General features: G+C 60.5%; 12 protein-coding genes. 10 read left to right on the top strand and 2 right to left on the bottom strand.

Going from position 1 to position 12,455, the window contains the following annotated elements; genetic code table 11:
* Nucleotides 1-214 precede the first annotated feature (214 nt).
* Together LDN75_RS16590 and LDN75_RS16585 are read left to right on the top strand one after the other, a co-directional pair.
* Entirely contained in the window at nt 215-1,174 is a 960-nt protein-coding gene (locus LDN75_RS16590) for a hypothetical protein (RefSeq protein ID WP_223933572.1), read from the top strand.
* A 35-nt stretch (nt 1,175-1,209) separates the two neighbouring features.
* A complete protein-coding gene (locus LDN75_RS16585) occupies nt 1,210-1,638 on the top strand; it encodes a hypothetical protein (RefSeq protein WP_223933571.1) in 429 nt (142 codons plus the stop codon).
* A gap of 70 nt (nt 1,639-1,708) precedes the next feature.
* On the opposite strand, the gene LDN75_RS16580 is transcribed toward LDN75_RS16585, so the two are convergent.
* Nucleotides 1,709-3,055: a neutral/alkaline non-lysosomal ceramidase N-terminal domain-containing protein gene (locus LDN75_RS16580; RefSeq protein ID WP_223933569.1), complete on the bottom strand. Its 1,347-nt coding sequence runs from the start codon at nt 3,053-3,055 to the stop codon at nt 1,709-1,711.
* 247 nt (nt 3,056-3,302) lie between these two features.
* Complete coding sequence (locus LDN75_RS16575) at nt 3,303-6,023, bottom strand: GH25 family lysozyme (RefSeq protein ID WP_223933567.1); 2,721 nt, start codon at nt 6,021-6,023, stop codon at nt 3,303-3,305.
* A gap of 286 nt (nt 6,024-6,309) precedes the next feature.
* Between LDN75_RS16575 and LDN75_RS16570 the strand changes: the two genes are divergently transcribed.
* From LDN75_RS16570 to prfB, 8 genes are all read left to right on the top strand, one after another.
* Nucleotides 6,310-7,533, top strand: coding sequence for an ATPase, T2SS/T4P/T4SS family (locus LDN75_RS16570; protein ID WP_223933565.1), 1,224 nt, complete (start codon nt 6,310-6,312; stop codon nt 7,531-7,533).
* On the top strand, nt 7,533-8,390 hold the full coding sequence (locus tag LDN75_RS16565; RefSeq protein ID WP_223933564.1) for a type II secretion system F family protein: 858 nt from the start codon (nt 7,533-7,535) through the stop codon (nt 8,388-8,390). Before LDN75_RS16570 ends, LDN75_RS16565 begins: the two co-directional genes overlap by 1 nt.
* Nucleotides 8,387-9,328, top strand: a complete 942-nt coding sequence (locus LDN75_RS16560; protein WP_223933562.1) for a type II secretion system F family protein — start codon at nt 8,387-8,389, stop codon at nt 9,326-9,328. Before LDN75_RS16565 ends, LDN75_RS16560 begins: the two co-directional genes overlap by 4 nt.
* Nucleotides 9,329-9,420: 92 nt before the next feature.
* The gene (locus LDN75_RS16555; protein ID WP_223937691.1) at nt 9,421-9,663 is read left to right on the top strand and encodes a hypothetical protein; all 243 of its coding nucleotides are present in this window, start codon (nt 9,421-9,423) and stop codon (nt 9,661-9,663) included.
* A 45-nt stretch (nt 9,664-9,708) separates the two neighbouring features.
* Entirely contained in the window at nt 9,709-10,095 is a 387-nt protein-coding gene (locus LDN75_RS16550) for a TadE family protein (protein ID WP_223933560.1), read from the top strand.
* Between the two features lie 118 nt (nt 10,096-10,213).
* Nucleotides 10,214-10,630 (top strand): hypothetical protein, encoded by a 417-nt coding sequence (locus LDN75_RS16545; protein ID WP_346347145.1) that lies wholly within the window; start codon nt 10,214-10,216, stop codon nt 10,628-10,630.
* A gap of 69 nt (nt 10,631-10,699) precedes the next feature.
* Complete coding sequence (locus LDN75_RS16540) at nt 10,700-11,110, top strand: pilus assembly protein TadG-related protein (protein WP_223933559.1); 411 nt, start codon at nt 10,700-10,702, stop codon at nt 11,108-11,110.
* A 70-nt stretch (nt 11,111-11,180) separates the two neighbouring features.
* Nucleotides 11,181-12,296, top strand: a complete 1,116-nt coding sequence (prfB, locus tag LDN75_RS16535) for a peptide chain release factor 2 (protein ID WP_223933557.1) — start codon at nt 11,181-11,183, stop codon at nt 12,294-12,296.
* Nucleotides 12,297-12,455 lie beyond the last annotated feature (159 nt).

Below are 12,455 nucleotides of genomic sequence, written 5' to 3'. Positions count from 1 at the left end.
GGGATCCCCACTTCATTCGGATGCTCCCCAGCTCCGCATGCATTGGTTATTCGCCCCACGCCGTTCCCGGCTGCGTCTACGTACATCTTCCCCCAATTTCCACATTTGTCACTAGTGACTTTTTGATGCAGGGCATTTTTTTGGCCTCGCGTTCGCCGGTTCCAATGTCTTGACCGCGCCTACGCAGCCCCGCACGATTGAGGTGGAGGTCACAATGCGCAGACTGTTTCCGATCGTGGTGCCGCTGGTGGTGCTGTTGGCCGCCTGCACGGGTCCGTCGCCCCAACCCACCCCGGGAACGACTACGGCGTCGGCAACAGCAACCACCAGCGGAACAGCGGAACCCAGCCACTCGCCGTCGACGGTTCCCAGCAGCAGCACCTCAGGGGACGGCGAACCGTTGGGGGAGGGCGATGAACCCGACCGCTACGCCTATCGCTGCACAAGTCTTGACGCCTCGCCGGAAGTCCAGTTGTCGAGTCTGGCGGAGGTCTGGGCCGCGACAAATTACACACGGATGGGCTCGTGCGATGTCACCTACACCGGCCCGGAACCGTTCCAGCCGACGCCTCGGGAAGCAGAGGCAATTTCGACGGCGGCGCCGGGCGGAGCGGGCGATGATGACGGCCTTGCTGTGATGCTGGACGTCCTCCGCCTGTGTACGCGGGTCAGCGATGAAAGCGGTCCCGGCGGTTTCCAGGGCGCAGGTCACGGGGCGTTGCTCGCCGCAGCCTCGCTTTGCCCAGATGCTCCGCAGGGCAAAATCATCGCAGCGTGGGCCGATGGCACACGGGTAGGCGATGGCATGTACCAAGTGGGGGAGTCAGTCCAGCCGGGCAAGTATCAACTGGTCAAGCAAGGCCCTGTCGCAGCTGAATGTAAGTGGTCCGTTGCTGCTGCGGGGGGCGCCCTTGCTGCCGGCGGAGGGCTCCCAGCGGCGGGCCAGAGTATCGATCTCGCTACCGGCCAAAACTTTACTAGTGACAAATGCGGAATTTGGGGGAAGATGTACGTAGACGCAGCCGGGAACGGCGTGGGGCGAATATCCAATGCATGCGGAGCTGGGGAGCATCCGAATGAAGTGGGGATCCCTCGGTGGACATGCGCAGGCGCAGTGTTCTTCAGCTCGGTGTGGCAGCTCTTGCCCTCGCCGGTTGCTCAGGAACCAGTGTAGAAACTTCCCAACCACCAGCACTCGATATGGCGCCTGTGGTCGCAAACGACAACAAAATCCCCGTTGAACGTCCGGAACCTTTGATCCGGTATCAGTTCACGTGCACAGCGGCCGATGGCAGCCTGATAGGCAAGTTCTCGAGCCTTGACGAAGTCTGGGCGTCCACGCGATACATGCACGTCACTGACTGCCAAGTGGACTATGTCGGAAATGGACCGCATACCCTGACTCCCGAGGAGACGGCCGCCGTCAATGCCGCCCTGGCAGCGGGTGCCGTTCCGGGAGACGCCTCGGCCCTTTGCCTGCGCATCATTAAGGCCTGCACCCGGACGGATCCCAGGACGCTCGCAGCCTCACTGGCCGCTTATGGAGTTCCTGTGGTGAAGGGGGCCTTGACGCTTGCGCCCTTGGCGCCACAGGCGGCCGTGCTCACCAAATGGCTTAAGACGGCAGTGTCCGGATAGGCGGGCGGCTCCCACAAACAGGCAGGGCGCGGACCTCTTTGGGTCCGCGCCGTTTTCACAGTTCCTGGCGTCAGGCAAGCAAGCTATTCATCGCATTGATCAGCGTGGTTTCCACGCCATTCGTGCCCGCCTTGAAGTGGGCCAGATGCCCGTAAACGGTCATTGATCCACCGGCTATTCCCGGGAAATCCGGTTCCCAGCCGCCCTCATAACTGCCAAGCGGCATGAACGGTGGAAAGAATTCGTTGCTGGGTATGTAGCAGCAGGATTCGTTCGCGTATCCACCAACGAGGATTCCGTTGGTTCCGCCGTTGCGATTGCGGAAATAGGCCGCATAACCGCTGACGAGTTCGCCCCCGATCATGGCGATCTTTAGTTGCGGACTGCCGTTGAACTTCCACACCTGGAAGGGGGAAGGCACCGCTGTTTTGTAGCTATTGCTGTCGATCCGTCCGATCATGACCTGGGCGTGACGCTGATACCACAGCGGCTGGCCGTTGGGGTTCGCCAAACGAGCCACATATGCGGCGCGAACGGCGGCCAGGTTGTCCGCCGTCGGTGTGATATCCAGTGGAAGCTGGACCTCCTGATAGCGCGTCACCATCGGGCCGCTGAGTGCCCGGCCCGCGGACTGCATGTTTGAATTGACAGTCGCGCCGAGGGCGTCCCCATGCTGGTCCCTGAGTTCCCAGCTGCGGACTCCTCCGGGGTCCTGGTCCCCGGCTGGTCCCTGCACGAACATCGCGAAACAATTCGGGTTCCGGTTCTCGATGTAATTGCAGGCGCCCGCCGCGAAATCTCCGTCAAAGAGTGTGCGCAAACCTGCACTGATCGGGTGGCAGCCGTAGCTGAAGATCACGGCTGCGGGTGTGCCGTTGCCCCGCCTGGCTACCAGAATGGGGACGGCGGTTTCTGTGTATGGCAGGCCTACCCTGTTCGCGGAAAAGTTCTGAGTTGAAACTTTGTAGTCGAAGGTGACTGACTCTTCATTCGCGTTCAAGGCTTCCTGCGCTAGGTTCACGACCGTGTCCTCCAGGTCGTCGCTGTACGAACGGACCAATCCCAGGTCTGCCAGTCCGTAGGCCATGAAGGGATGCAGGGTGTCGATCAGGGCGGGACCATTGTGCGTATGTGTCGCTTGGATCAGGATGTCGCTGCTTGACCAATTGGCGAGTTGGATGATCCTGTCGCGGATCCGCTGATGCATGGCACGAGGCAACGCCAAGACATCCAACGAGATGATGATGTGGGGGTGGGTGTCTTCCCAGATGAGGATCGCCCGAGCGTAGAGGGGCTCGAACGGCGAGCTACTGGTGGCCTCGCGTCCGCCGTCGGTGGTTCCATATCCGGCCATGTACGGATTCGTGCTCAGCGACGGCGTAATATCAGCGCTTGCAGTTCCAACTCTAAACGCCATAAAAGATCACTCCTTGATTGTGCGCAATGGGTGATCTTCGCTTGCCCCCAAACAAAGTCCGTATCCCAAAATGCGCTGAACAGCCAATACGTGAGACCACCTTCATTAGACCATGTGATCCCCGAATTTAGGCCGCTCCACGGGGATATTTATCGCATGGCCGGACGTCGCACAGGCTGGAAATCAACCGAGGGCCCTTTCACGGAAGTTTTCCACGAAAGGGCCCTCGAAAGGGGCGGGTTGCATGCTATTTGGCGGCTGGCGCCAGGATCGTGAGGCTGTTCCAGCCCGTGCCGATCCGAGATAGTGTTCCCCACGACCGGTTCGAACCCACAGGGTAGTACCGGAGCTCGCCAAGTGTGGTACGGGCGATGATGCCGCTGGAGCCGGCTCCGGCAAATCCGCGAACCGCACCGAAGCTGGAAATAATATTCCAACCTGTTCCGACCACGCCGGGAGCTTCCTGCATAAAGTTGCCAGTGCCGTTCGAACGGTACAGCTTCAGATCACCTTCTGAGTTCTTGGCCAGGAGGTCCGCATTGGAATCTTTGTCAAAGTCCATCTGCACTATGTCCAGGCCGGTCCAACCGACTCCAATGGATACGCCTGTGGACACCGTTTTTCCCGTGGGGTTGCTGAAGTAATACAGGCGACCAGTGGAGTCGTATCCTACGAGGCCGGGATGGGCATCTGCTTTCTTCCACGTGCCAACGGTCAGCGTCCAATCCTTCCAGTTGCTGCCGAGGGCGATCGGAGACCCAAAACCGCTGCCTGTCCGGCCCGGGTAGACGTTTAGCCGGCCGTCGGACCACTGCGCAACAATGTCCAGGGCGCCGTCTCCGTTCCAATCGGTGACGAACCCGGCCTTCAAGCCGGCCCATCCCGTTCCGATGAGGTCCTCCGGGAGAAGCGCGGTGGTGCCCGTTCCGGGATAGCGGTAGAGGTTGGCGTCTGGGCGGACCGCCACCACATCCTCTTGGTCGATGCCGAGGGTTGTCTCTACATCCAGGGGAGCGTCGCTGATCCGGATTGCGTCATCCCAACCCAATCCGATGAGACTGCGGTTGCCCCACGACCCTGAGACTGCAGGGTAATAGTAGAGGTCACCGTTGGCGGTACGGGCGTGAAGCCCCTGCGACCCGGCGTCACTGAAGCCGATGGCTGAACTGACCGACGTCATGCCGTTCCATCCGGAACCAATCACTTGGGGGGCTTCGTTGAGGAAGCTGCCCAAACCATTCGAGCGATACAAGCGAAGGGTGCCGTCGGACGTTCGCGTAACTATGTCCTGGCTGCCGTCGCCATCGAAGTCGATCTGGTTCAGTTGGTGGCCACTGAAACCGGTCCCTATCAGGGTCCCGTTGCTGAGCGTTCCACCGCCTGTGTTCGGGTACCGGTACAAATTGCCCAGGTAGTCCTGTCCTATGACTCCCGGATAGGCATCCTTGGAGTTCCACCACCCCACAGTCAGGGACATTTCCTGCCAGCCGGAACCGACCTGGACGGGGGCGTAGAAGCTACCCCCGGGAGCTCCCCGGAAGAACTTCAACGTCCCATCGGGCCATTGCGAAAGAATGTCCTGGACACCGTCCTGGTTCCAGTCCACTACGTACAGCGATTTTGCTCCTGCCCACCCCGAGCCGATTGCCACGGGGCCACTGATCCGGCCGCTTCCGCTTGCCGGGAACACATCCAGGCGGCCAGTAGAGCTTGTCGTGAGAATGTCCGCACCGGACTTGATGGATGGGTTGGAGGGGGTTGAGACGCCGCGTGCGAACGTTCGCAGCTGGTCGTAACTACCGTTGAAGATGTTGGAATCACCTTCGAACGGCCCTGTGCTGCTGTACTGCCACATGCTGTAATCGCCCCAGCTTGCGGGCAGGTAGCCGGGAGAATTCGTGGGGTTGTTCCAGTAGGAAGCAATCCAAAGTGGGTAGCTGCCGAACGTGGAGTTGCCTACGCACGTATTCCACCAGTCCGTGGTGCTGTAGATAACCGGGAAGCGGCCCGTCAGGGCTTTGACCGTGTTGCCGAAGTCCGCAGCCCACTGGCCAAGCTGTGCTTTGGACATGTTGTAGCACGTGTTGCCGAAGTAGAACCCGTTGATGGTTCGCCCGGCGTAGGGGTTGTATTCGATGTCCAGGACGGGTGGAAGCGTGTAGCCATCCGCTGCCCATCCGCCTCCGTTGGCGACGAAGTACCTTGCCTGGTCCGCACCTGAGGACCAGTTGGGGATGGCGAAGTGGTAAGCGCCGCGTACCATTCCGACGTTGCGTGAACCGTCGTATTGCTGCGTGTAGTTTTCGTTGACGTAGTAGTTGCCCTCGGAGGCTTTTACGTAAGCCCAACGTGAACCTTGGTTCCATTGGCTCTGCCAGTTGACGTTGCCTTGGTGCGCACTGACATCCTGTCCGTGGACACCAATAGTAGGCCTCCAGTGCCCTGGGTCGGCCGCCATGGGCACCACTTGGCCGACTGCCCGTGCGCCGGCAGGCCCTGAATTTCCGTTATCTTGCTTTGCCGCCACCACCCTGGGCGAGCGCTGACCCATTTCTGCTCCACCCGCCGGAATTGCGGCACGCATTGCCGCCTTCATGGTTTCGGCGTCCGGAGCGTTGCCGGGCATTGCCAGGGTCGTTGGAAGCGTAGCTGGATCGTCCGCCGCGGGGCCGACAGCCGGCAGGGGTGGAACAGCAGGAGGAGGCTCGACGGCGGTGGGCGACGGCTTCTGACTCGTCACCACCGGGGCGCTTTCCGCCGGGACAGCCCGGGGTTCTGTCGACGGAAGGAGTGAGCCTGGCGCTGCCGGGGTCTCTTCGGCGGTGGGAGCTGGAACCGGCCGAGGGCCGGAATTCACGGCCCATGCAGGAACGCCGGGAAAGGTGCCTGCCAGCAGGGCCAGGCAAAGGGCGATTCCAGTCCTGGCAAGTGGCATGCGACGGACCGACTCTACTGAGGTTCTTGTCATATCCAATTCCGGCCCTGTGCCGCGGCTCAGCGGCGCATGGTGTGGCTTGCTGACAAGCTCCGGGGCGGGCGCCTGCGCATGGGACCAAAGGCCAGCTCCTAACGGGCTTTACCCTAACATTCCGGAACTGGAGTGACTAGTGGGACTGGGGATACTGGAGGGACTCTTGTTTCAATAGTTATCCACAAGCGGCCAAGCAGGACTTGGACCCGGACCATGGCTGTCCTAGCGTAGGTGACTCGAGAGACGCCTCTCGGATACGGACACGAAGGTTTTTGGGGGATATATGGAGGCTGTTCGGATTGTGGAGGGTGAGGTCCGCGAGCTTATTAGGCGCCGCGGGTTAGACCCCCTCGAACAGGCAGCGGACGTTCGGCGCTTGGTGGAAGATGCCGTCAACGACTATGACGAAAGGGCTCTCCTGGGACCCCTTCCGCCACTGGGACATCTGGAAACTGCCCGCCGGCATGTCTTTGATGCCGTAGCCGGATTCGGTCCGCTGCAACCTTTCCTGGATGATCCCGGCATAGAGGAAATTTGGATCAACGCGCCTCACGAAATCTATGTCGCGCGCAATGGGGACTCCGAACTCACGGGAATCACCCTGGGCGAGCAGCAAGTCCGGGATCTCGTGGAACGGATGCTCAAGAGCTCGGGCCGGCGGTTGGACTTGTCGTCCCCGTTCGTGGATGCGGCCCTGCCGGATGGATCCCGGTTGCATGTTGCCATTCCTGACATCACCCGGAAGCACTGGGCCGTCAACATCAGAAAGTTCATCGCCAGGGCGAGCCGGCTTGAGCATCTCGTCGAATTGGGCAGCCTCACGCCCCAGGCTGCGAGGTTCCTCGGTGCAGCGGTTGCAAGCGGCCTTAATATTCTGGTCTCAGGTGCCACCCAGGCAGGGAAGACCACAATGCTGAATTGCCTTGCGGCAAGCATTGGCTCACGTGAGCGCGTAGTGACGGTTGAAGAGATCTTTGAATTACAACTCCCACTGCGTGATGTCGTGGGGCTCCAGTGCCGGCAACCGAACCTCGAAGGCCACGGTGAAATTCCGTTGCGAAGACTCGTTAAGGAAGCCCTTCGCATGAGGCCTGACCGTCTGGTGGTCGGTGAAGTCCGAGAAGCCGAAAGCCTCGACATGCTGATCGCGTTGAATTCCGGGCTTCCGGGCATGTGCACGGTCCACGCAAACTCGGCCCATGACGCGGTCACCAAGATTTGCACCTTGCCCCTACTGGCAGGGGCGAACATTTCCAGTGCATTCGTCGTGCCAACAGTCGCCTCATGTATTGACTTGGTAGTCCACTGTGCCCGGCAGTCCAATGGGCGCCGGCAGGTAACCGAAATCCTGTCGCTGGGACGCCGTGTGGAAAACGGCGTCATCGAATCCTCCGTGGTGTTCCGCATGCTTGAGGGGCAGTTGCAGCCCAAAGCCAACTCCATGCCAGCCGTCGACAAGTTTGCCTTGGCTGGTTTTGATGTCGCAGCCCTGCTGGAGCTGAACTGATGGCCCCGTTACTGGGGATCCTTTGCGGCAGTGGAGCTTTCCTCATTTGGTGGTCGACCTGGGAGCATCCACCAGCAGCCACGGCCAGGGAACCCCATCCCCGGCGGTTGGAACTGCTCTTGCTCTCGGCAGGCATAGAAAAGGTCACCGGTGCGGGCCTGCTTCTCAGCTGCGCTGGCTGCGGACTCGTTGCGATGCTCCTATTCTTCGTTCTCACCTCTTCACTGCCCGTCTGCCTTTGCTTCGGGATCTTCGGCGCTTGGATCCCTTTTGGCCTCGTACGTCGTCGGGCGCGGAAACGCCGCGCGATGTTGCGCCAACTCTGGCCGGATGTTGTGGACCATCTCAGGTCAGCCATTCGCGCTGGCCTGGCATTGCCAGAGGCCCTGATCCAACTCGGGCATAAAGGGCCAGACGAACTACGCAGCCTGTTCCTTGATTTTGGTGCCGACTATCGATCGGGCGGTCACTTCGACTCGGCGGCAAACAGGCTCAAGGACCGCCTGGCAGATCCGGTGGCTGACCGGATTATTGAGGCACTCCGGATGACGCGGGAAGTGGGTGGCTCGGACCTTGGACGCATGTTGGGAACGTTGGCCGGCTTTCTGCGGGAAAGCGCCCGGACGCGCAGCGAACTCGAGGCCAGGCAATCCTGGACAGTCAACGGTGCCCGGCTTGCTGTCGCTGCGCCGTGGATAGTCTTGGTGGTTATGGCTGGCAGGCCGGAAGCCATGCTTGCCTATAACACCGGGGTGGGGGCCATAGTCCTGCTGGGCGGACTGCTTGTCTCGGTCATTTGTTATGCAGTCATGCTGCGCATTGGGGCGTTGCCCGAGGATGAGCGGGTCCTGCGATGAGCACGTCGACCGCCATTGCAACGCTCCTCGGACTACTCCTCGGCGGAGGGGCATGGTTGATTCTGGTACGACTTCCATTTATGCGTGGCAGGACCTTCGCGGATCGAATTGACCCGCAGCTTAAGTCGCACAATCTCGAGTCGCGCCTCCTCAGGGCGCCAACGCATAATCTCACACCCTTCGGACCTCTGGAACGCATACTCCGCCCCGTTATCCAGGACGGAATCGGCCACTTGTCCCGCTTCAATGGTGGTGGAGCAGCGCTGCGAAAAAGACTGGCTCGAGCCGGGTCGGCGAAGACGGTGCTGGATTTCCGTGCGGAACAACTTGTGTGTGCCGCAGGTGGATTCTTTCTCGCCCTGCTCGGCGTAGGGCTGGGTGCTGCCTCCGGACGATTCAGCCCGCTTCCATCGCTGATGGCGGTGATCGGAGGTGCTTTGTGTGGATACTTGCTTCGCGATTTCATGCTTGGCCAAAAGATCAAGCGTCGCGAATCGGTGATTCTCGCGGAGTTTCCAAGCCTTGCCGAACTCATGGCACTTGCCGTCGCGGCCGGTGAGAGCGCCGTGGGTGCGATGGACAGGATATCCCGCAGCTCCACCGGCGAGCTTGCCAAGGAATTCACCGCTGTTCTGGCCGACACGCGTTCAGGAAAGTCACTGGTCCAGGCACTCCAGGCGTTCTCGACCCGAACAGAGCTGCCGCCCCTCGTCCGTTTCGTCGACGGGTTGGTGGTGGCCGTGGAGCGGGGGACTCCATTGGCCGATGTACTCCGGGCACAAGCTGCCGATGTCCGGGACGCTGCGAAGCGGGAACTTATGGAATCAGCCGGTCGAAAGGAAATCGGCATGATGGTGCCTCTTGTATTTGGAGTCCTTCCACTAACGGTCATTTTCGCAGCGTTTCCAGCACTCGCTGCGCTGCAGTTGAGCCTTTGACAGGACCCAGCCGGCACATTGACCACCTAGCCTTATCCCTCCACAGCACCTACACATCCAGAAACACAAATCAAACACACATTGGGGAAGTAATGAACAAGCACGGACGCCCGTTTTCTGCCACAAACACGATGACCTTGCCCCTTTTCCCATGGGCGTTCGCGGTGATGGCGGGAAATGCAGTATCGCCACTGGAAGATGGTGAGCGCGGTGACGTCCCTGGATGGGTGATGATCACCTTAATGTCCGCCATATTGGTCGCGGGTCTTCTCGCCATTGCATCGCCGGCATTGGCGGACCTCTTCGCGCAGGCCATGGCCAAAGTGGGCGGCTAGGACATGGGGCAGGTACGCTGCCGCGTACAGAATCGCCATCTCCACGTGCCCAGCGCAAAGGAATCTGGGGAACGGGGTTCTGCAGTTGTGGATTTTGTGCTGGTTGGCGCACTGCTGACGTTGTTTTTCATGGCAATCGTCCAGCTCACGCTTGTCCTTCACGTGCGGAACACGCTTATTGATGCTGCAGCGTCGGGAGCTGGGTATGGGGCCCTTGCCGATCGAACGGCCGCAGACGCGAAGGCAAGGACATCCGAACTGATCGAAATGACGCTCAATGGCGACTTCGCAACAGACGTGGCTACCGCTGAAACAAGACTGGATGGAATTCGTACCTTGGAAGTGACCGTGAGGGCCCCCATTCCAGTCGTGGGGCTCATCGGCCCTGGAGGATTCATGGAGGTGAGCGGACATGCTGCGCTGCCGGAGTAGCGTGCAGAGTCCGACGCCGTTACCCACTTCCACAATGCACGCCATGAGGCATCGGCTGGGTGGGATCCGGCAGCCGGAGCCCGACCCCTCACGAGACACGGCTGCGAATTGGGCAGGCGTGGAAAGTCAACGGGGCAGCGCAATGGTGGAGTTCACGTTCCTGGCTGTGTTGCTCATGGTTCCGGTGGTCTATTTCCTGGTAACCGTAGGCCAAATCCAAGGCGGATCCTTCGCGGTAGTCGGTGCGGCAGATCAGGCAGCAAAAGTTTTTGTTTCGCAGACTAAACCCGCCCTCGCGAGGACTGCCGCGGAGCAGAGTGTCCTCGTGGCGCTGAAGGATTACGGCTATCCGGCGCAAGCGGCCAAAATTCAAATCTCATGCGACCGGTCAGACTGCCTTTCGGCAGGGGCAACAGTGACGGTATCGGTTCGACTGACTGTCCCCCTACCGATGGTTCCGTTTGGTGACGCACTTCATTTGGACGCTGCCGTGCTCAATGCCTCTGCTACTCAAGTCGTTGGGCGCTTCAAATGAGCCAAAAGTGAGGAGGAGGCACAGGTGATGGCGAAAGGGCGGATAAGAGGCAGTGCCGAAGAGGGGCAAATGAGTGTGCTGATTGTTGGCTTCGTGCTTCTGGCGCTCCTGCTGGCCTCGGTGGTCATTGCTACTTCGGCGATCTACCTGGAACACAAGAAACTCCTGTCCTTGGCTGACGGTGCGGCCCTTGCCGCGGCTGATTCGTACGTAGTGGGCGACATCGAAGGAATCAGTGCGCCCTCAGCATCGCTGGTGGATGAGCGGGTACTGGGCGCAGTTGATCTGTATCTGGGCAGCAGCGATGCCTTCTCCAAGCACGATCACTTGGCAATTGCTCCTGGAACGGGCAGTTCAAACGGTGGTACCGCGGTGGTGGTCTTGAGTGCCATCGCCCATCCGCCGTTGGTCAATTTCCTGCTGCCCGGGGGAATTCCCGTTGAAGCCAGATCCACGGCCAGGTCCCGGCTCACGCAATAGCGCAATGATACGGACGCAATGACGTAGCCCAGTCGGGGGAGCCCGGCTGATAGCGTACGCTGGAAAGACCATGGCTGAGATTGATTTTCCCGCAGAAATCCGCGCGCTTCGCGCCACTTACAGTTCCATCGAGAACGTCACCGATGTTGATGCCTTGAAGGCCGAGATCGCCGAATTGAGTGAGCAAGCTGGGGCGCCGGACCTTTGGGATGACCCCGCATCCGCGCAGGTTGTCACTTCGCGTTTGTCCCACCGGCAAGCCGAAGTGGAGCGCTTGTCCAAGCTGGCTTCCCGGATCGACGACCTCGAAGTTCTCGTGGAGCTCGGCCAGGACGAGGGCGACGAAGCGTCCATGGACGAGGCAGCCAAGGAGCTTGCCTCTATTCGCAAGGCCCTCGCCGAGCTCGAAGTTGTCACCCTGTTGTCAGGCGAATACGACGAACGGGAAGCTGTGGTGACCATCCGGGCAGGAGCAGGTGGCGTTGACGCCGCTGACTTCGCCGAGATGCTGATGCGTATGTACCTGCGGTGGGCGGAGCGCCACGGTTACCCCACCACCGTGATGGACACGTCCTATGCCGAAGAAGCAGGTCTGAAGTCCGCCACGTTCGAGGTCAAGACGCCGTACGCTTTTGGCACGCTGAGCGTCGAGGCTGGCACACACCGCCTTGTCCGTATCAGCCCCTTCGACAACCAGGGCCGCCGGCAGACCTCGTTCGCCGCCGTCGAGGTGATCCCGCTGATTGAACAGACCGACTCCATCGAGATTCCGGACAACGAAATCCGCGTTGACGTCTTCAGGTCCTCCGGGCCTGGAGGACAGTCAGTCAACACGACCGACTCCGCCGTGCGCCTGACACACATTCCCACGGGGATCGTCGTGTCAATGCAGAACGAAAAGTCGCAGCTTCAAAACCGGGCCGCGGCCTTGCGTGTGCTGCAGTCGCGGTTGCTGCTTGTTAAGAAGGAACAGCAGGACGCTGAAAAGAAGGCCTTGGCTGGCGACGTCAAGGCATCATGGGGAGATCAGATGCGCTCCTACGTGCTCAATCCGTACCAGATGGTCAAGGACCTGCGCACGGAACACGAAGTAGGCAATACGTCGGCGGTGCTGGACGGCGACATCGATGACTTCATCGATGCCGGTATCCGTTGGCGCACGGGCAACCGGAACGCAGCCAGCTAGGTTCTCGATTCGCCGTTCCGGTAGTGTCCGATTCGGCGACACGCCCCGGAAACCCCCGGAATCCCGGCTGCTGCGTGCGTATAGTCGAGTGGCCGGTGCTCTCACTTCCCCCATCGAAAGCCCGCGCTCCGGCTGTTGGACTGGGCGAGTACGTCATGT

Source organism: Arthrobacter sp. StoSoilB5 (genome assembly GCF_019977235.1).
Classification (GTDB): domain Bacteria; phylum Actinomycetota; class Actinomycetes; order Actinomycetales; family Micrococcaceae; genus Arthrobacter.
Note: the sequence above shows the minus strand (reverse complement) of the source record. Positions and strands in the feature narration are given on the sequence as shown.

Bases quoted from the DNA above. Each gene is read 5' to 3' on its own strand.
- LDN75_RS16575 (WP_223933567.1), bottom strand. From the start codon at position 6,023: ATGACAAGAACCTCAGTAGAGTCGGTCCGTCGCATGCCACTTGCCAGG.
- LDN75_RS16570 (WP_223933565.1), top strand. From the start codon at position 6,310: ATGGAGGCTGTTCGGATTGTGGAGGGTGAGGTCCGCGAGCTTATTAGG.
- LDN75_RS16590 (WP_223933572.1), top strand. From the start codon at position 215: ATGCGCAGACTGTTTCCGATCGTGGTGCCGCTGGTGGTGCTGTTGGCC.
- LDN75_RS16560 (WP_223933562.1), top strand. From the start codon at position 8,387: ATGAGCACGTCGACCGCCATTGCAACGCTCCTCGGACTACTCCTCGGC.
- LDN75_RS16555 (WP_223937691.1), top strand. From the start codon at position 9,421: ATGAACAAGCACGGACGCCCGTTTTCTGCCACAAACACGATGACCTTG.
- LDN75_RS16540 (WP_223933559.1), top strand. From the start codon at position 10,700: ATGAGTGTGCTGATTGTTGGCTTCGTGCTTCTGGCGCTCCTGCTGGCC.
- LDN75_RS16565 (WP_223933564.1), top strand. From the start codon at position 7,533: ATGGCCCCGTTACTGGGGATCCTTTGCGGCAGTGGAGCTTTCCTCATT.
- LDN75_RS16580 (WP_223933569.1), bottom strand. From the start codon at position 3,055: ATGGCGTTTAGAGTTGGAACTGCAAGCGCTGATATTACGCCGTCGCTG.
- prfB (WP_223933557.1), top strand. From the start codon at position 11,181: ATGGCTGAGATTGATTTTCCCGCAGAAATCCGCGCGCTTCGCGCCACT.